Source organism: Paenibacillus sp. FSL H7-0714 (assembly GCF_038003765.1).
GTDB lineage: Bacteria > Bacillota > Bacilli > Paenibacillales > Paenibacillaceae > Paenibacillus_AQ.
The window spans coordinates 6,653,206-6,672,491 of sequence record NZ_JBBOPT010000001.1; the positions used below are offsets into that span (position 1 = coordinate 6,653,206).

General features: G+C 46.0%; 18 protein-coding genes. All 18 read right to left on the minus strand.

Annotation, left to right across the window (positions count from 1 at the left end):
- Positions 1 to 25: 25 nt before the first annotated feature.
- The gene (locus NST34_RS29995; RefSeq protein WP_341129353.1) at positions 26 to 781 is read right to left on the minus strand and encodes a WecB/TagA/CpsF family glycosyltransferase; all 756 of its coding nucleotides are present in this window, start codon (positions 779 to 781) and stop codon (positions 26 to 28) included.
- A gap of 6 nt (positions 782 to 787) precedes the next feature.
- Positions 788 to 1,924, minus strand: a complete 1,137-nt coding sequence (gene csaB, locus NST34_RS30000; RefSeq protein ID WP_341129613.1) for a polysaccharide pyruvyl transferase CsaB — start codon at positions 1,922 to 1,924, stop codon at positions 788 to 790.
- On the minus strand, positions 1,900 to 3,936 hold the full coding sequence (locus NST34_RS30005; protein WP_076297912.1) for a DUF5693 family protein: 2,037 nt from the start codon (positions 3,934 to 3,936) through the stop codon (positions 1,900 to 1,902). The genes csaB and NST34_RS30005 overlap by 25 nt, the downstream gene beginning before the upstream one ends.
- Before the next feature lie 134 nt (positions 3,937 to 4,070).
- Positions 4,071 to 5,792, minus strand: a complete 1,722-nt coding sequence (locus NST34_RS30010) for a phospho-sugar mutase (RefSeq protein WP_341129354.1) — start codon at positions 5,790 to 5,792, stop codon at positions 4,071 to 4,073.
- Positions 5,793 to 5,839: 47 nt separating this feature from the next.
- Complete coding sequence (fabZ, locus tag NST34_RS30015) at positions 5,840 to 6,262, minus strand: 3-hydroxyacyl-ACP dehydratase FabZ (RefSeq protein WP_042192447.1); 423 nt, start codon at positions 6,260 to 6,262, stop codon at positions 5,840 to 5,842.
- A gap of 257 nt (positions 6,263 to 6,519) precedes the next feature.
- Positions 6,520 to 6,756, minus strand: a complete 237-nt coding sequence (locus tag NST34_RS30020) for a DNA-directed RNA polymerase subunit beta (protein WP_042192450.1) — start codon at positions 6,754 to 6,756, stop codon at positions 6,520 to 6,522.
- A 10-nt stretch (positions 6,757 to 6,766) separates the two neighbouring features.
- Entirely contained in the window at positions 6,767 to 7,588 is an 822-nt protein-coding gene (locus NST34_RS30025) for a flagellar hook-basal body protein (RefSeq protein WP_076285654.1), read from the minus strand.
- Positions 7,589 to 7,640: 52 nt separating this feature from the next.
- The gene (locus tag NST34_RS30030) at positions 7,641 to 8,519 is read right to left on the minus strand and encodes a flagellar hook-basal body protein (RefSeq protein WP_076285653.1); all 879 of its coding nucleotides are present in this window, start codon (positions 8,517 to 8,519) and stop codon (positions 7,641 to 7,643) included.
- A 47-nt stretch (positions 8,520 to 8,566) separates the two neighbouring features.
- The gene (locus NST34_RS30035) at positions 8,567 to 9,565 is read right to left on the minus strand and encodes a rod shape-determining protein (protein ID WP_042192456.1); all 999 of its coding nucleotides are present in this window, start codon (positions 9,563 to 9,565) and stop codon (positions 8,567 to 8,569) included.
- Between the two features lie 129 nt (positions 9,566 to 9,694).
- Complete coding sequence (spoIIID, locus tag NST34_RS30040; protein WP_019915029.1) at positions 9,695 to 9,982, minus strand: sporulation transcriptional regulator SpoIIID; 288 nt, start codon at positions 9,980 to 9,982, stop codon at positions 9,695 to 9,697.
- A 271-nt stretch (positions 9,983 to 10,253) separates the two neighbouring features.
- A complete protein-coding gene (locus tag NST34_RS30045; protein ID WP_042192459.1) occupies positions 10,254 to 10,988 on the minus strand; it encodes a M23 family metallopeptidase in 735 nt (244 codons plus the stop codon).
- A gap of 61 nt (positions 10,989 to 11,049) precedes the next feature.
- The gene (spoIID, locus tag NST34_RS30050) at positions 11,050 to 12,201 is read right to left on the minus strand and encodes a stage II sporulation protein D (RefSeq protein ID WP_340973231.1); all 1,152 of its coding nucleotides are present in this window, start codon (positions 12,199 to 12,201) and stop codon (positions 11,050 to 11,052) included.
- A gap of 335 nt (positions 12,202 to 12,536) precedes the next feature.
- Positions 12,537 to 13,913 (minus strand): UDP-N-acetylglucosamine 1-carboxyvinyltransferase, encoded by a 1,377-nt coding sequence (murA, locus tag NST34_RS30055; protein ID WP_341129355.1) that lies wholly within the window; start codon positions 13,911 to 13,913, stop codon positions 12,537 to 12,539.
- A 200-nt stretch (positions 13,914 to 14,113) separates the two neighbouring features.
- Complete coding sequence (locus tag NST34_RS30060) at positions 14,114 to 14,371, minus strand: DUF1146 family protein (RefSeq protein WP_076285651.1); 258 nt, start codon at positions 14,369 to 14,371, stop codon at positions 14,114 to 14,116.
- A gap of 196 nt (positions 14,372 to 14,567) precedes the next feature.
- A complete protein-coding gene (locus NST34_RS30065; RefSeq protein WP_042131365.1) occupies positions 14,568 to 14,984 on the minus strand; it encodes a F0F1 ATP synthase subunit epsilon in 417 nt (138 codons plus the stop codon).
- 103 nt (positions 14,985 to 15,087) lie between these two features.
- Positions 15,088 to 16,488 carry a F0F1 ATP synthase subunit beta gene (gene atpD, locus NST34_RS30070; protein WP_042192466.1) on the minus strand — a complete coding sequence of 467 codons (1,401 nt, stop codon included), beginning with the start codon at positions 16,486 to 16,488 and terminating at the stop codon, positions 15,088 to 15,090.
- 261 nt (positions 16,489 to 16,749) lie between these two features.
- Positions 16,750 to 17,619, minus strand: a complete 870-nt coding sequence (gene atpG / locus NST34_RS30075) for an ATP synthase F1 subunit gamma (RefSeq protein ID WP_042131368.1) — start codon at positions 17,617 to 17,619, stop codon at positions 16,750 to 16,752.
- A gap of 153 nt (positions 17,620 to 17,772) precedes the next feature.
- The gene (gene atpA, locus NST34_RS30080; protein ID WP_042131369.1) at positions 17,773 to 19,284 is read right to left on the minus strand and encodes a F0F1 ATP synthase subunit alpha; all 1,512 of its coding nucleotides are present in this window, start codon (positions 19,282 to 19,284) and stop codon (positions 17,773 to 17,775) included.
- Between the last annotated feature and the right edge of the window lie 2 nt (positions 19,285 to 19,286).

The window sequence follows — 19,286 nt, forward strand, 5'->3', positions numbered from 1 at the left end:
TTTCTAGGTGAATATCGGCATTTTGCTAGACTTTTGTTACTTTATCTTTCTCACGCACCACTTTTAATGCGAATTTCGGCAGTGCAAGCATTCGTTTGTACCGTGTAGGTTCTTTTAGGAGACGGTACAACCATTCTATTCTCATTTTTTGGAAGGCTATTGGCGCTCTTTTGCTCTTCCCAGAGATCACATCAAAGCTACCGCCGACCCCCATCATGATCGGAACGCCCAGTTTGAACTTATATTTAGCAATCCAAGGTTCCTGACTATCCGCACCTCTGGCAACAAATAATAAGTCAGGATTAGCCTTAACAATTCCAGCCACAATTTCTTCATCTGCATCCGGACCAAAATAACCGTCGTGATATCCTGCAATGATAACACCCGGATATTGCAATTGTAACCTTTCAGCGGTTTCCCGAATCACTTCAGGCGTAGAACCTAGAAGATATACCTTCCAACTATATCTTTCACCCTGCCGCATCAATTCATGTAACAGATCATAACCTGCTACCCGTTCTGATACCGGCTCATTACAATAATTAGCAGCCCATACAACGCCTGTCCCATCGGGGACAACCAATTCAGCCGATTTCATAATATCCATATAAGCTGGATCTTCCAGTGCAGCCATAACCATAATTGGATTAGCTGTAATCACTTGATGCGGGATACGGGTATGAACAGCCTCCGTCAAATAGGCAACTGTTGCTGCCATATCAACTTTCGAGACTCTAATTCCAAAAATAGGAACTGTAGGTACCGCGCTTTCTGCTTTCACTTTAGATCATCCTTTATGGTGAAAATATTCTACGATTTGCCGAGCTGGTGCCTCTGCTTCTTGAATCAACTTGGAAATGACATCTTCCCGTGCCGCTCTCCATTCCTGTCCTGTGTTCAAAAGATGAACAATCTCGGCAGCAACATGTTCAGCATCAAGTGTGTTCGTTGCTCCAACAGGATGGCACTGGATTCTGTCCAGAAAATGATCGATCTTTGGATCATAAGAAATACCAATCAGTGGAACACGTCTTCCAGCCGCGTAAATCAAGCTATGAAGTCGCATGCCGATCAGAACATCGCATTGTCCCACTTCCCGTAGCATATGCTGCGGGTGAATAGCATCCTCACATATACTGATCTGCCCACCATGCTCGATTATGATTCCCTTCAGCTTCTCCATCATATAACGTGAAGCCTCATTGTCCGAAGGGGTGTGAAAAGGGAGAAATCGCAAATGTAACGGAACCTCACGGTTGGCCTTAATCAAGCCTTGTGCAAGAGCCTCCAGTTCTCTGCGGTCTTGCTCCCAAAAACGTACCGATATCCCAATCACCGGAAGTGAATCAGATAATTCTGAAGATTGTGTAGTAGCATCCGTGTCCTCTGGCAAAGACAAGCCCATAACCGGGTCGGGAACAACCTCTATCTTTTTCTGTTCCAGTCCCATAGATAGGAGAAGCTCGCGGGATTGTTCATCCCGCACAGATATATAAGTACATTTACGAAACACGGATTTGATTAAAGGGTGAAAAAGCTTGCGATTCACTGGCCCGATACCTTGAGCATAGATAAAGGTTGGTCTCCCCATCCACTGCGCAAGCTTGATAATACCTAAATAGTAAGGAATACTCTTGCTACCTGTGACATCCTGCAGCAAGCTGCCCCCACCGCTGATCAGACCAGCGCTCTCATAAATCGCTTGACGGACTTCAACAAGCTTCATCCGGTGCACGGATTTCACTCCGTATGTGGCGCTCGTCCACTCAGGATCAATGGACAGCACTATAGGCTCAATGGATATACCCAAAGCTTGAGACTGTTTCTGCAGTGCAATTAGAATGGACTGCAACACCGCCTCATCTCCACTGTTACGGAAACCATAGTAACCAGAGATAACTATCTTTTTAGGAGTGGCGACCATCGTTTCCAACACCCTTCTGCAATCTGCCATACGATTACGGCAATTACACCAATGATCAGTCCGAGTCCAAGACCGAGCAATCCACGAACCAGCGAGATCAGAACAGGTGAATGAATATGTGCAAAGGTATCCACCATGGAGAGCTGACCAATTACGGCAATGATCATGATAAATGCTGCATTCCGATATCTAAAGGCCAGAAATGCACCAAGAATTAATAACGGATGTGCGAGCAAAAACTCTTTATTACGCGGCCGGACACCAACCGTATTCTCTAGGAATGTACGGAAGGCCATTTCTAGAGGTGTTACGTTACCACCATTTCCAGTACGGCTTAAATAATACATACCTACGACCCCAAGAACCATAGCGGCAAGAACCATAGCTAATGTGATTGGTGTACGCAGCAGCTTACCTGTCTTGTTAAAGACAAACTCTCCGCGATAGAGGAGTACATAAAGTGCTACAAGGCCGATAGGCGCCATATGGAGCAGACTAACACCACGGAACTGGTCCAGCACTAGGCTGTAGGTTATGTTGTTGAGCAGTGCGATCACGAATGGCACAGCGCTCAAAGAAATTAATGACGTCTTCAAATAAAGCACCAGACTATGCGTAAACCGACGTTGCGGGCTCATAGCCTTATAGGTAAGGGTATTGTTCCGTAGCGGAGGTCCCATTTCATTAACCTTACGAATGGCAAGTACAACCGCCAGGGTTGGTGCACTTATCGCAGCCGCTAGCGCCAGTGCCTGCTCAAATAGCTCTGGTTTCAAGACCAGCAGGCCTGCACTTCCCAGTAATCCTAGCACCCATGCCGGGATCGTAAGCCATGGAATAAAGTATGAAATCAGCAGCGCTACTAAAGAGACTGCGCCAACTACCGCAACTAACTTGAAGTAACGCTGATAAGACGAATCTACAACCTCAAAAGCCGTAGCTTGTCCTAACTTAAACCCATTGTCTTTGATCTGCTCAACGGCACCACCAGGATCACTCAGACTCGTGACAAGGTTGTCTAGCGTATCTGTAATCTGTGCCTTAGCTGTATTTCGCGAAGGAATCGTATTTAAATAAATCATTCGGATATTGCGATCCTTTGTTGCCAGCGCGAAACGATCTGAGATCACTTTTGGATCTAAGGCAGAATCCCCTTCGCTAAGGGAGTATAACCGTGTTACGTTATAGTCCAGCAAATAGGCAAGCTTGTTAAAGCCCTTCTGCTGCTTCTTAATATTTTCAATCGCTGCAATTCCGATTCCACGTTCCTTAAGGAGATTTGCAAAGTCAGTGATACTACCCGTATCGGCATCATCATTAAACCCTTTAACGGACTCTCCCTCGAATAGGATTCGTTTTACACCCAATTCTTCATAACGATCTAACAGCTTCTTAACTGTTGCTTTATTATAAGTCAAAGAATCCACAAGACGCGGTACAATGGTGAACCCTTTGTCATGCAGCATCTCCAGTGTAAATGGATCCGGCTGAAGTGGCTTCAGTGTAGCATCTTCTATTGGAGTCTCAATAATAAGACCTTGTTGTCCGCGGAAACTCCATTCCTTCGAAGTAATCCCAAGATTACCGAATGCCTCTTTAATGACAGGCGCCAGGGCCTGGTAGTAATCAGGATTAGTAAAAAGAACATAAGTATAATTCTCATTCACCGGAATGATTGTATCCGTAAGATTAGCGATATCAGCCGCACCCCACATCATTAGACGACGCGCCTTCCGATAATCTTCCAGCGTGCTTTCGTAAATCGCCATACTCTGAACACCAGCATCTTTTAGACGATCTAACTGTTCGGAAATATAATCCTGCGGGTTAGCACGATAGCTTGCTACTTCAACTAAATCACGGTAATCAAATACAAATTCCACTGTCTTGGAAGACTTCTCCGTCTGCAGACGGTCATAGACAACTGGCAAGGCAGCTAAAACGCCAACCACAACTATGATCCACAGCCACTTTCGGGAAGAAATATTCCAACGTTGCCATTTTTGCTGCACCAAAAGTACCTCCTCTTTCACTTCAAAACTCTTTTTACAAAAGTAGAAACGGATCGTCATCCTTTTAGAGACGGTACCCGTTTCTACGTAAAAAATATAATTTCACAATATAGAGCGCAATCTATATTCTTATTTTATTGTTCCCCGTCAACACGAGCCATAACCTGCTTGGATAGTGTAGCTACCTTATCCTTAGCATTCTGCAAGGATTCACCCACAACCGCAAAATAAACTTTAATCTTTGGCTCGGTACCGGAAGGACGCAGGCAGAACCATGAACCGTCAGCCAGCAAATACTTTAGTACATTTTCCTTCGGCAGACCATTAAGGCCTAGCGAATAATCCAGCACCTCTGTAACGGCAGATCCCGCAATTTCTTGTGGTGCATTCGTACGCCAATCATTCATGATACCTTGAATTTGCGCAACGCCATCCTTACCCTTCAATGTACGGGACTCCAGGCTTTCCAAGAAGTATCCGAACTGCTCATACAATTCCTGAAGAACATCATATAATGTTTTGCCTTGAGCTTTGTAATAAGCACCTGCTTCAGCGATCAACATAGCCGCAAGAACGGCGTCCTTATCACGAGCATAGTTACCTGCAAGATAACCATAGCTTTCTTCATAACCGAAAAGATATGTGTAATCTCCGGATTGTTCGAATTGAGTCATTTTTTCCCCAATATATTTGAAGCCCGTTAGCGTATTAAATACAGTTGCACCATAATGAGAGGCTACAGCAGCCCCCATCTCGCTCGTCACGATAGTCTTCACAACTGCACCATTGCTAGGCAACTTACCTTGTTCCTGTAAACGGCTCAAATAATAATGAATCATCAAAGCTCCAGATTGATTGCCCGACAAAACAACAAATTTACCTTCATTATCACGAACCACTGCCCCCATACGGTCTGCATCGGGATCCGTGCCAATTAAGAGGTCTGCATTCAACTCTTCGCCCAGCTTCATAGCCAGTGTAAAGGCTTCGCGTTCTTCTGGGTTCGGTGATTTTACAGTGGAAAATTCGGAATCTGGTTGTTCTTGCTCAGGTACAACATGCACCTGTGTGAAACCTATTTTCTCAAGCACATGGCGGACTGGCAGGTTACCAGTACCATGTAGCGGGGTGTATACGATTTTGAAGTCTTTTCCAAGCGTAGAGGCGATCTCTTCACTTGCAAGACTAACCGCAGCGACAGTATCGGTAAACGCTTCGTCATCCTTCTCACTAAGCCAGTGCAGCAGACCTTGACGCTCCGCTTCTTCTTGGGAAATCCGTTTCACACCATCAAAAGTGTCAACCCCTAATATGTAAGAAATGACCTTTTCGGCTTCGTCAGGGACAAGCTGTCCACCTTCAGAATTATAAACCTTATACCCGTTATATTCAGGGGGATTATGACTTGCAGTAATAACAATACCGCCCGTTGCCTTCAAATGGCGCACGCTGAACGACAATTGGGGTGTTGAACGCAGAGAAGTGAATAAATGAGCCTCAATGCCATTAGCAGCCAATACAAGAGCAGCCTCAAGTGTGAATTCAGGCGAGAAACGACGGGAGTCATGAGCGATAACAACAGAAGGTCTTCCCTCTCCAGTATGCGTCTCCAGAATATATTTAGCGAAACCTTGTGTAGCTCTACCTACCGTATAACGATTGATACGATTACTACCTGCACCAATTACACCGCGTAGACCACCTGTACCGAATTCTAGATCTCTATAAAATCGTTCCTCGAGCTCCTGTGGCTCGTTCTCCAGAGCGCGCAGCTCCGCCTTCGTAGACTCATCAACAGATGCGTTCTCCAGCCAGCGAGATAAGGTTTCTGCCGCTTTTGGGCTTAATTGAGTCATTTAGAATCTCTCCTTCTCCATGTATAATATATATTCGCTAATTAATATTAGCTGAGCGCAAACATAATTTCCCCAGAGGCAACAACTTTCCCCTCAACCGACGCAGTAGCTTGTCCTTTTCCAATACTGCCCTTAAGGCGAGTAATCTCCACTTCAAGAGTGAGCGTATCTCCCGGTACGACTTGACCACGGAAACGGAATCCATCGAGCCCGGCTAAAAAGCCAATCCGACCGCGATTCGCTTCTACCCCTAGAATAGCAACCGCACCAACTTGTGCAAGAGCTTCTGTAATCAGTACGCCCGGCATTACCGGATAACCTGGAAAATGACCTGCGAAGAAAGGTTCGTTGATCGTTACATTTTTAATGCCAACAGCTCGTTTACCCATTTCAATCTCAGTGATCTTGTCCACCAGCAGAAATGGAGGCCGATGGGGGATGATTTCTTGAATTTGGTTGATATCCAGCATTATTAACAAAACTCCTTTCGGATGTTACTTCATTTATTCTTCGCCGAACTGCATAAATTTAGGCAGCTTCGGTAAAAACTATATATATCCTTCACCACCTGCAGAAGTGGAGGTTGAGATAAGGGGCTTTCTCCACCGGATGCGATAGCATGGCGGAGAGGGCCCTTTTTGCTGCCCGAGGCCCCCCACCATTATACATTTATCCGTATAAAAAAGAAAACTCCCTTAAGCAAGAAGGGAGTCGTTATCATCTTAAATTATGGAGCAAAAACCAAATCATAGACATGTTTCCACGTGCTCCATTGTAGAACATCGCTAAACTCTTTTTTGCCAAGGACAACGTAACCGACAACCAGTCCGCCTCCAAGTGCAGCTATGAGAAGCAAAGGAATAAGAATCCACTGGATGAGTGTCCATTTTGATAATCCTCGCCGCTTCGGCTCTTTCTTGTCTTCTGGTTTGTCTTCCGACTTCACCTTTTTCTGACGTTCCATTCCTTCACCTCTACCCGCGCATGTTATTGGCCAGACCTAGCATCTGATCACTGGAAGAAAGCGCCCGAGCTGCGAGTTGATACGTACGTTGAATCTGCATCATTTCTGTCATTTCTGTGGTCATATCGACATTTGACTGCTCCAGCCACCCTGAGCGTACTCCAATTCCAGACGCCTCACCTGCCGCTCTTTGTACAAAAGCCTGCTGTGCTGTAACTCCATCGGCAAGCATATAGAAATTCCCGTCCACTGCCTTTAAAGCATTCTGTGTCTTAGGTTCTACAATCATTATAGTACCTGCTACCCGAACAGGTCCATTCTCTGACTGTTTCGTTAATACACGACCGGATTCATCGATAGCTGCATTCACGCCCACAGGGACCGTTAAAGGATTACCTGCTGTATTCAGTACCGGATTCCCCGTATTATCTACAAGGACCATTTTCGTTGCATCGGTGGTGTCAGGCGTAAAGTGAAAGTCACCTTGTCTTGTATAAGCTGTAGTTCCATTGACCTGAACTCCAAACAGCCCATTACCCTGAAGCGCCAAGTCGGTTGGATTACCTGTTTCTTTAAGGGGGCCTTCTTCCCAATTAGTCGTAATCGAAGGCACATAAGTCCCAAAACCGATATTAAAGCCTAGAGGTGTAGCGCGGCCCGGCTGATCATAGTCATCCGATTGCTGCTGCACACGAGTCAGCACATCCTCAAAGGAACCTTTCTTGCTCTTATAACCATTTGTATCCATATTGGCTAGATTATCCGCTATAATATCAAGCCGCTGCTGAAGGCTGGACATGGAGACTGCTGCACTAATCGTTGAGTTGTTCATAGATCAAACCTCCTATAAGCTGTACCTGTAAAACCCACTTCAAAAGCAGCACTTATACCCTGCCGACTTCAGTTACAGCCTTCTGCAAGCTGCTATCATAGTATTGGACGATCTTTTGGTTCGCTTCATACGCCCGGTATGCGGCATTCAAATCAACAGTAACCTGAGTAGGGTCAACATTGGAACCCTCTAAATATCCTTGACGCACCTGTAAGTTATCAGTTGCATTGGAGTAACGAATGTCTGCCGCCGCTATATCATCAGCGTGAAACACACCTTTACCATCACGCACAAGCTCCTGCGGCTTTGTAACTACACTCACACCAATCTTGGTCCCTGTCGGAAGTCCTGTTACTGGATTTAGTACATTCCCCTGCCCGTCCACTTTAAGGGTGTCCTGATTTCCTGTCAAGACAAGAGGCTTGCCAGTGGAATCCAGAACCTTGAAGCCTCCACTGCTCAACACTTCTCCCGTAGCCGCGTTTACTGAGAAGCTTCCATTTCGGGTAAATAAGTTATTGCCCTCAGCATCCTGAACAGTAAAGAAAGCCTGTGGACGGTAAATAACCTCACCCTCAGGACTTACATATTTCCCTGAACCATCAAAGGCTATATTTTGACCCGTCACAGGGTCGGCGACTTGCAAATCTGTAGATAAAGCAAAATCCATAGACTTGCCGCTCTCCCTTAAATCACCCTGTAAATATTGGGATATTGACTGTTCTGCAAAAACTCCCGTGTTAAGGCGCCCCACCGGCGTGGTATTGCCATTAATCATAGCCGAGATCAAGACATCCGGAAAAGCATGATTAACACTGTCAACCTGCTTATATCCCGTTGTATTTAAGTTAGCGATGTTCTGTGTTGCCGTATCGTGTCTACGTTGCTGCGCAACCATACCTGCAGCGGCCGTATATAAACCTCTTATCATGAAGGTAGTCTCCTTCCGAATCTAATGCTACCTTTTATATCGGCTGCTTAGAACTTTTTCTTAACGACCTTGTCCAAATTGTCCAGCATAATTCCTGTTCCTTTTACCACACAGTGCATAGGGTCTTCCGCTACCCAAACAGGTACATGTAATTCTTCTGAGAGTAGCTCGTCCAATCCGTTAAGCAAAGCACCTCCACCAGTAAGAACCACACCCCGGTCAATGATGTCCGCAGACAACTCTGGTGGTGTACGCTCCAGTACCGATTTAGCTGCAGCCACAATGGAAGAAACCGGATCCCATAATGCTTCCTTAACCTCAGCCGCCGTAATAGTGAGCGTTTGGGGAAGTCCGCTTACCATGTCCCGGCCACGAATATCCATTTCGGACTTCATCAAACCAGGTCGAACCGTACCAATAGTAACCTTAATATCCTCTGCCGTCCGTTCACCGATCAACAATTTATACTTTTGTTTAATATATCTTAAAATGGCCTCATCGAACTTGTCTCCAGCGACTTTAATCGAAGAAGCGGTAACGACGTCGCCCATAGAAAGTACGGCTACATCCGTCGTTCCGCCACCGATATCGACGACCATGTTTCCACTTGGCTGATAAATGTCCATTCCCGCTCCAATCGCAGCGGCCTTTGGCTCTTCTTCCATAAATACTTCCTTAGCCCCGCTGCGTTCTGCCGCTTCCCGAATGGACTTTTGTTCCACAGATGTAATATTTGTAGGGGCGCATATCAGAATGCGAGGCCGTGAATACCAGGTGCGACCGCCAACACGGTCGATAAAATACTTCAGCATCATTTCCGTGACTTCAAAATCTGCAATGACACCATCCCGTAAAGGACGGATAGTTGTTATATTTCCGGGTGTACGTCCAACCATGCGACGTGCCTGTTCTCCCACCGCAAGGACTCTCTTCGTATCACTTTCAAGTGTGACCACGGAAGGTTCATCCAGAACGACTCCCCTTCCCTTAACATGTATGAGCACATTGGCCGTGCCGAGGTCGATTCCGATATCCTTGCTAAACATAATGAAAGAGCCCCCAAAGTGTTATTTTAATTGAAAAAACAGCAGTTAGTACTAAATTTAAAAATAACATACTTTAGGGGAACTACACAATGTTTTAAAGCTGAATATTTCCTTAAATTTCCGAAAATCTTATGGCTTTGATGCTACAGCAACCTCACGTTTTTTCCCCGTCGTTTTTTTATATTTAATTTTTGTGGCTTCTCCCCCCCGAAGATGTCGGATGGATTTGTGATATTCAAGAATGTGCTTCACCTGATCAGCCAGATCAGGGTTGATCTCTGGCAGACGCTCCGTCAAGTCTTTGTGCACCGTGCTCTTTGAAACGCCAAATTCCTTGGCTATGGTCCGGACCGTATGCCTGGTTTCCACGATGCAGCGTCCGATTTTGATCGTACGTTCCTTGATGTAATCGTGCACGCTCCCGCCTCCCAACTGTGGATAGTTTGGTACATTATATGAGGGGCGGGCTTATATATTCGCGCTTTCAAGACATGACAAGCCTGGGAGGGCTCATTTTATTTAATGGACAACCCAAGAAGCCTTGTTATTAGCAAGACGGAACGTCGTTGGTTCATCAAAGACAATAACCGTTTCTCATAGAAAAATAAGGCTCTTTATAAGCATGCTGCTTACGAAAAGCCTTTTTCACATAAAAACAGGGGGCATTAGCCCCCTGCAGTAAATATTCTTATCGCCCTGGCAGTAACTCTGATGGATTAACTACTTTGCCGTCCTTATACACTTCAAAGTGTACATGATTGCCAAGGTCCTTCTCGATTTCACTGCGACCTGCGGTTGCAAGCGTATCTCCTTGCTTCACAACATCGCCTTGTTTAACTTTCGTTTCGCCAAGACTTTGGTAGACGGTCTTCATATTACCTTGATGGGTAATCTCAATGACCTTACCTAACACTGCAACATCGTCCACTCTAGTAACTTCACCGCTAAGCGCTGCTTTGACGTCGAACGTATTGTTGTCTTCACGGGCAAGATCGATACCGACATTAGGAATAAATTTGTCGTTATACTGCACCATTGCGGCAACGTGATTGTCTTCTGTACCATTCTCATCATAATACGGTTTGACCACTTCTACTTCACCTGGATTGGCTACTGGCCAAACCAAGCTTTCCGCTGAAGCAAGAACTTCAAGGGCATCTGGATTACTGTTTGCAGTACCAGCTTCGTTAGTTGAAGCTCCTACTTGCTGTGATGTGGCGGCGGTGTCCAGCGGTTTTTGGCCGGCATCCTGATAGACCCACACCAAAGTTAGTATAATTGCCGCTGCCGCCGTGTAGACTGCTGGGAACACCCAACGTTTAGATAACATCTTGCTCCATGAAGAAGGTTTAGCACCTGAATCTCCCTGCGATTTTTTGAGAGATTCATCATGGTTTGTTTTGTTTTTGTCTTGTTCATTCATATGGTTATCACCTCAGTAACCAGTGTTACCGGGCTTCTATCTTTTATACGTATCTTTCAAGTTATTTTTTCAGAAGAGTTGAGATTTGCGTAAAAGAGATACCACTGTAATAGTGTTTGAGAATTTGAGTAGCCGTTCCGCCTTCCTTCGCCATCCCATTAGCTCCCCACTGACTCATTCCCACACCATGCCCATTTCCGAAGGTAGTTATATAGATTTTATTCCCTTTTCGCCCCCAACTGAATTGGCTGGAACGTAACCCTAGCTTCTCTCGCACTTCTCTTCCAGTAAAAATAGTACCTCCAATAGAGATTTCCTTAACCCGATGTCCAGTGGTGAGAGACAACACTTCTACCGGCAATTCAGAGGAAGTAGAGATATTTTTTGTCATGCCTGATTGGGTAGTATTTTTTGAAGCAGGAATTACTCTGTCGTTTAGCCCAAGTCTAGTAAGTATTTCCGAGATGGTGAATGTAGATGTCACCGCATAGTTTGGGGTAATCTCTTTCTCCCAAGGACTAGTTACACTGCGCAGATAGGGAATCGCTGCATTCCAGTATTCTTCCGAGTTCTCGGTATATCCTCCACTGGAGGCGAAAAAGGAGGCCGTAATCGGCTGCCCTTTATAGGTCATAATGACACCGCGCGTCTCAAGGACCGCGCGCTGAAGCTTTGCAAGGTCGGCGCTTCTTCCGCCGAGCTTCCACTTCCGTTCCAGCGTATCCTTAGATACGTAAGCCTGATGGCTTACCGTATCTGTTACATCCGCCCCCGGAACGGGGACGCCGCTTCTGTCGCCAGCCAGCAGGCGGCGAAGGATAAAGGTGCGGGCCGCTACGGCCTGCGCTTTGAGCGCTTCAAGCTCAAAGCTGGCCGGCATCTCGGCCGCAAGTACGCCGCTGACGTATTCCTCCAGCGGCAACGTCTCTATTTGTCCGCTACGCGACAAATAGACGGAGACCTTCGGCTGCGGCGCTTCCTGCGCAGCCGCCTCCGGCCCCGCTGGTGCGGCTGGTGAGGTCGTTACCGTCGGCAAGGCCGGAGGCGCCGGTTGTCCCCGGTGCAGCGGGACAACCGCCAGTGGAATCAGCAGCGCCGCCAGGATAGGCGCTGCGATCCAGGCGGCGGGACCGAGGCGCCTGAGCCGGGGAGCAAGGGGACGCGAGTGCCAGCGCGTTGACTTATTACGTCGCAAGTAGCGGAAATCTTTCATCTCTATGGCTCCTTCCGTGAGTCACTGTTGATTCTTATAGATATGAATTTACAGCAAATACTAGAACAATATTTGAGAGAAAGAGACTAGCTTTCTCGTATCTATCACTATGCCCCGCGTTAAAAAATCACAAACGAAAAAAAATCCTCATTAGATGAGGATTCAGATTTACTTTCTAATAATACAAGCAAAAACGCCTTCGCTGTCCCTATAAGGACGGTAAGCGTTTATGCGAGAAATATAAGGATAATTTATAGCGTAGAACATATAAACTCTTATATTTAAAAAAAGAACAGGCCGCATCACTGCAGCCTGTTCTCACCTAATGACTGATATTATACCCAAGTTGCTTGAACCTGAAAGCGAGGTTTAACCTCATCGCTTTTGCTTGATTCGCTCTTGGCTACTTCTGGTTTAAGAGTTTCGTCCTTCACCGTTTGCGCGGCTGTGTCTTCCATGGAGATACGCCATATTTCCGCACCTAGTCCAGACAGCTTCTCAGCCAAATGTACATATCCACGGTCGATATGATGAGTTCCGCTTACCTCAGTAGTGCCTTCAGCAACAAGACCTGCCAAAATAAGCGCAGCTCCCGCACGTAAATCCGTAGCACAAACCTTGGCTCCGACCAATTGCGCATTACCTGTAACGATTGCTGAGCGACCTTCGATCTTAATCTCAGCATTCATGTTGTGGAATTCATCCACATGCATGAACCGGTTCTCGAATACAGTTTCTGTAACGACACTAGTTCCTTCAGAGCGCAGCAATAATGCCATCATTTGTGACTGCATATCCGTTGGAAAGCCTGGATACGGCAAAGTCTTCAAATCAACAGCTTTAAGAGGTTTGTCACTAATTACACGAACCCCATTCTCATCAGGAATAATGGTTACACCCATCTCTTCCATCTTAGCAATAACAGGTCCCAAGTGATCAGCGATTGCACCTTCCACATATACGTCCCCACCTGTAATTGCTGCGGCAGCCATATAGGTACCAGCTTCAATACGGTCAGGAATCACATGATGTTTAACGCCATGCAGACGTTCTACGCCTTCAATACGGATAACACCTGTACCCGCACCGCGAACGATTCCGCCCATACCATTCAAATAATTGGCCAGGTCGACAATTTCAGGCTCCTTAGCCGCATTCTCAATCACGGTCATACCTTCGGCGAGTGCCGCTGCCATCATTATATTTTCGGTCGCACCCACGCTAGCTACATCCAAATACACTTTGGCTCCGCGCAGGCGACCGTTACTTTTCGCTTCAATGTAGCCCTGGCCGAGACTAATCTCCGCACCAAGCGCTTCAAATCCTTTCAAATGCTGATCAATCGGTCGTGTGCCAATGGCGCAGCCACCAGGCAAAGAAATTCTTGTATGACCAAGCCGTGATAACAGAGGACCCATGACTAAAAAAGATGCCCGCATTTTCCGTACCCATTCATAAGGTGCTTCACAGGAAGTGATGTTTGTAGCATCCACCTGGATAATATCGTTTTGATATGTAACCCCTGCACCCAGAGATTCCAACATTTTTGAAATCGTCATTACATCATCAAGCGGAGGTGCGTCCACAATGACGCTTACTCCTTCTTCTGCCAATAGAGAGGCGGCTATGATCGGTAATACGGAATTTTTTGCGCCGCTAACTTTCACGCTCCCGGTCAATCTGTTGCCACCGCGGACGATAAATTTGCTCATTTTCGGTTTCCCTCCGCGTCCATTATTTCTTAAATTATTTTTTAGATTAAAAGTAATTGCAAAAAAATTCGCATACTCCATCAATACGCCCATTCAGCCGGGCATGTTCCTTAAAGTTCAGTGTTGACATAATAAAACCTTATTATTCGACACTTTTTGACCATTGCGACCTATGACACTTATAACCAAACTACATATTCCTAAAACATATAGCGGATCATCCCACTCCAGCTAAGGTAATCCAGAAAGAATCCTGCAACAAAACGACCAAGTACAATAGCCAGAAGCAAGTGCAGCAGCCTTCCTTGAGGACTCTTGGGATATCTTATGACCAAATCCAGCTTAAGGTTCTGCAATGCCCACCAAGATAATACAACACTGAGCAAAGAAACAATCATTGAGATCATGCTGCTGGTTCCAGCGGCACTAGACCATCCATTGGACAATATATCCCCCATGCTAACCCTCCGTGTTCGTATTACTCGGAAATCGACTCTTATATCATACTTGTGCAGGGCAAAAGAATCCAGTACTTTTACAAATTTTTAAACAATTCAATGCCAATATCCAAAAAAATGAAGAAATCTTAACCTTTACTACATAGATTACTATAACAAAAAAAGCAGTCAAGCTTAGAGCTTGACCGCTTATATCCTACTGTTGTCCTTTACCAGTGGACACTTTAATCCGTGTAACAGCGCGTTGCAGCGCCAACTCCGCACGGCGGTGATCGATATCATCTTGTTTGCTACGAGTCTGGAGACGGCGCTGAGCGCGTTCTCTAGCAGCCTCGGCGCGTTCAACATCAATATCCGTTGGCAGTTCGGCACTTTCGGCCAGCACTGTTACTTTGTCCTTATGCACTTCAACGAAACCGCCATGAACGGCGATGGAGATCGTAACACCGTCCGATTTGACGGATAACGGAGCAACCTGAAGTGGAGTCACAAGCGGAATGTGTCCCGGCAAAATACCCAACTCGCCTTCGACTCCCCGTACTGTCAAGCTATTCACTTGTTTAGAATAGACGAGATGCTCCGGCGTGACAATTTCCAACAAAAAGGTATTCACTTCCATTCCTCCTTAAAGCTTTACGAAGTAAAGCTCTCATCGAAAGCATACACTTAGCTTTACGAAGTAAAGCTCGCTTCGAAAGCATTCAATAAGCTCAGTGTTACATCGATTTCGCTTTTTCAACCGCTTCTTCGATTGTACCCACAAAAAGGAACGCTGCTTCTGGAAGATCATCATGCTTACCATCCAGGATTTCCTTAAAGCTACGTACAGTTTCTTTGATTGGCACGTATTTACCCTTGAAGCCGGTAAACTGTTCAGCTACGTGGAAAGGCTGTGACAGGAACCGCTCAACTTTACGAGCACGAGCTACGATAACCTTATCATCCTCACTCAATTCATCCATACCCAAGATGGCAATGATGTCTTGAAGTTCGGTATAACGTTGCAGTAATTGTTTAACACCTTGTGCCACATTGTAATGCTCTTCACCAACAATTTCCGGAGCTAGCAGACGTGAGCTGGAAGCCAGTGGATCAACCGCTGGAAAAATCCCCTTCTCGGAAATCTTACGCTCAAGGTTAGTTGTTGCATCCAAGTGAGCAAACGCCGTTGCCGGAGCAGGGTCAGTGTAGTCATCCGCTGGTACGTAGATTGCTTGAATGGAAGTAACGGAGCCTTTTTTGGTAGAAGTGATACGCTCTTGCAACTGACCCATTTCAGTAGCCAGGGTTGGTTGGTAACCTACCGCGGACGGCATACGTCCGAGAAGAGCGGATACTTCGGAACCCGCTTGGGTAAAGCGGAATATATTATCGATAAAGAGCAGCGTATCGCGACCTTCTACATCACGGAAATATTCCGCCATAGTAAGACCGGTCAAAGCTACGCGTAGACGCGCGCCTGGGGGCTCATTCATTTGTCCGAACACCATTGCTGTTTTCTTAATAACGCCGGAGTCCGTCATTTCGTGATAAAGGTCATTACCTTCACGAGTACGTTCACCCACACCTGCGAATACGGAAATACCGCCGTGTTCTTGGGCAATGTTATTAATCAATTCTTGAATCGTTACTGTTTTACCTACACCGGCACCGCCGAACAGACCAACTTTACCGCCTTTAGCGTAAGGTGCAAGCAAGTCGATAACTTTAATACCCGTTTCCAAAATTTCGGCTTGTGTCGACAATTCATCAAATGTCGGAGCCAAACGGTGAATCGGGTTCTTTATTTCAGCAACAACTTCACCAGCGTTATCAATTGGATTTCCAAGTACGTTAAATACCCGGCCTAATGTCGCTTCCCCAACAGGAACCGAAATAGGACCACCTTGGTCAATCGCATCCAGTCCGCGAACCAGACCATCTGTAGAAGACATCGCGATACAACGTACCAAATTGTCTCCCAAGTGATTGGAAACCTCAAGTGTTAGGTTAATCTGGCGACCATTGTCCAAGACGGTTTCAATTTTGATAGCGTTGAATATCTCGGGCAATTGGCCGCGTTCAAATTCAATATCGACAACCGGACCCATAATGCTTACAACGCGTCCTTTGTTCATCTTCATTTCCCTCCTCGAAAGCTATTACATCAAGAAGAAACGACGTTGTCGTCATATAAAGATGACAACCGTTTCTCGTAGAAATATAAGCATTTTGTATAGTGTAAAACCTATACTTACTTATATTTTAAGAAGAACTGCAGTGCCGTTCTTAAGGAGCCATACTCCAAAAGCGGGCGATACTATGTATCGCTCCATGCGGCACTGTTTCTCGTAAAATACAAGGCAAGTCAAGCACGCTGCTTAACTGTTCTTGTATTTTTAAGACTGAGCGTTCGCTCCGGCCACGATCTCGGTAATTTCCTGCGTAATTGCCGCCTGACGGGCACGGTTGTACGTAAGGGTAAGTTCTCCGATCATTTTCGACGCGTTCTTTGTTGCACTGCCCATCGCTGTCATTTTCGCACCCAGCTCACTGGCCTTGCCATCCAGAATTGCGCTATAAATCAAAGTTTCGGCGTATTTCGGAAGTAGTACTTCGAGTACGCCTTCTGGTGAAGGTTCATATTCGTAATTTGCAGTCGCTTCATGATGCTCATGATTTCCTACGCCTTCCATAGGCAACAGTCGATCAACGGTTGGGATCTGGGTAATCGCATTGACGAATTGGTTGTAGCAAACGTACAACTCATCATACGTACCATCTACAAACTGCTGTACTGCCGAATTAGCAATAGATTTAATGTCAGCAAATTTCGGCGCATCCGATAGCTCAGTAACTTCCTGTACAATCGGATATTCACGGCGGCGTAAGAAGTCACGGCCTTTACGACCGATAACGAACAAGGCGTACTCATCTTTGGATTTATGTCGTTCCGCGATGAGCATCGTCACCTTACGTAAAATATTAGCATTGTATCCTCCCGCAAGCCCTCTATCAGAGGTCACGATAAGATAACCAGTTTTTTTCACAGGGCGACTGACCAGCATGGGATGCTGAACGCCTTCTGTACCGGCAGCAATGCTCGATACAACCTCTTTCAGCTTCTCAGCATAAGGACGGGCGGCAATTGCCTTCTCCTGGGCTTTTCTCAGCTTGGAGGCGGCTACCATTTCCATCGCTTTTGTGATCTGTCTTGTGTTTTGAACACTCTTAATTTGACGTTTAATATCACGCATGCTTCTTGCCATGATTTCACCACCTTAAAGCTTTGACGAAGTCAAAGCTAACTTCGTAAGCATCTTCTTAGCTTTGACGAATTCAAAGCCAACTTTATAAGTAATAGCCTGAGCTTCGGCATAGCCAAAGCTCACTTAGTAAGAATCGTTTAGGTACGATCTATATTAGCTAGTAGCAAAGCCTCTTTTAAATTTATCAATCGCTGCTTTAAGAGCGGCTTCGTTATCTGCTGTCAAATCCTTGGTATCTCTGATGGATTGAGCAACTTCAGCAGCACTGCTGTCCATGTAAGCAAGGAATTCCTTTTCAAAACGTTTTACGTCTTTAACAGGAATATCATCCAAGTATCCTTTTACAGCTGTGTACAAGCTAAGCACTTGATGCTCAACAGACAACGGCTGATTTACACCTTGTTTCAGAACTTCCATCATACGTGCTCCGCGATTCAGACGAGCAAGCGTGGATTTATCAAGATCTGAGCCGAACTGTGAGAAAGCTTGAAGTTCACGATATTGAGCAAGATCCAAACGGAGCGAGCCAGCTACCTTCTTCATCGCTTTAATCTGAGCGGAGCCCCCTACACGGGAAACGGAGATACCGACGTTGATCGCCGGACGTTGACCAGAGTAGAACAGATCGGATTCAAGGAAGATTTGACCATCTGTAATCGAGATTACGTTCGTAGGAATGTAAGCCGATACGTCAGATGCTTGTGTTTCGATGAACGGAAGCGCGGTTAATGAACCACCACCAAGCTCATCACTAAGCTTAGCCGCACGTTCCAAAAGACGGGAGTGCAAGTAGAACACGTCACCAGGGAACGCTTCACGACCCGGTGGACGACGAAGCAGCAAGGACAATTCGCGATAAGCCGAAGCTTGTTTTGAAAGGTCATCATAAATGATCAATACGTGTTCGCCCTTGTACATAAAGTACTCGCCCATTGCGCAACCTGCGTATGGAGCAATATACAACAGTGGGGATGGCTCTGAAGCCGAAGCAGTTACAACGATTGTATATTCCAACGCGCCATGACGGCGGAGAGTTTCTACAACCTGTGCTACTGTGGATTGTTTTTGTCCAATGGCAACATAAATACATTTCATTCCGTTGCCTTTTTGGTTGATAATCGCATCGATTGCGATTGCAGTCTTACCTGTTTGACGGTCACCAATGATAAGTTCGCGTTGTCCACGACCAATTGGTACCATCGCATCAATCGCTTTAAGACCAGTTTGCATTGGCTCATGAACCGATTTACGGTCGATAACACCAGGAGCATTATTCTCAACCGGACGGAACTCCGTCGTTTGAATTGGGCCTTTACCGTCAAGCGGCATACCGAGTGCGTTAACAACACGACCCAGAAGGGCCTCTCCAACTGGAACTTGCATGATTTGTCCAGTACGTTTTACTTGATCGCCTTCACGAATTTCCTTGTACTCACCCAGAATTACAACACCGACGTTGCTTTCTTCCAGATTGAGCGCCATGCCCACTACACCGTTGGAGAACTCTAGCAACTCGCCTGCCATTGCGTTTTCCAGACCGTAGACACGAGCGATACCGTCTCCGACTTGAATGACGGTGCCCACTTCGGCAACTTCGATATCGGCTTTATATTGCTCAATTTGACTTTTGATCAAAGTGCTGATCTCTTCAGGTCTGATGCCCAATA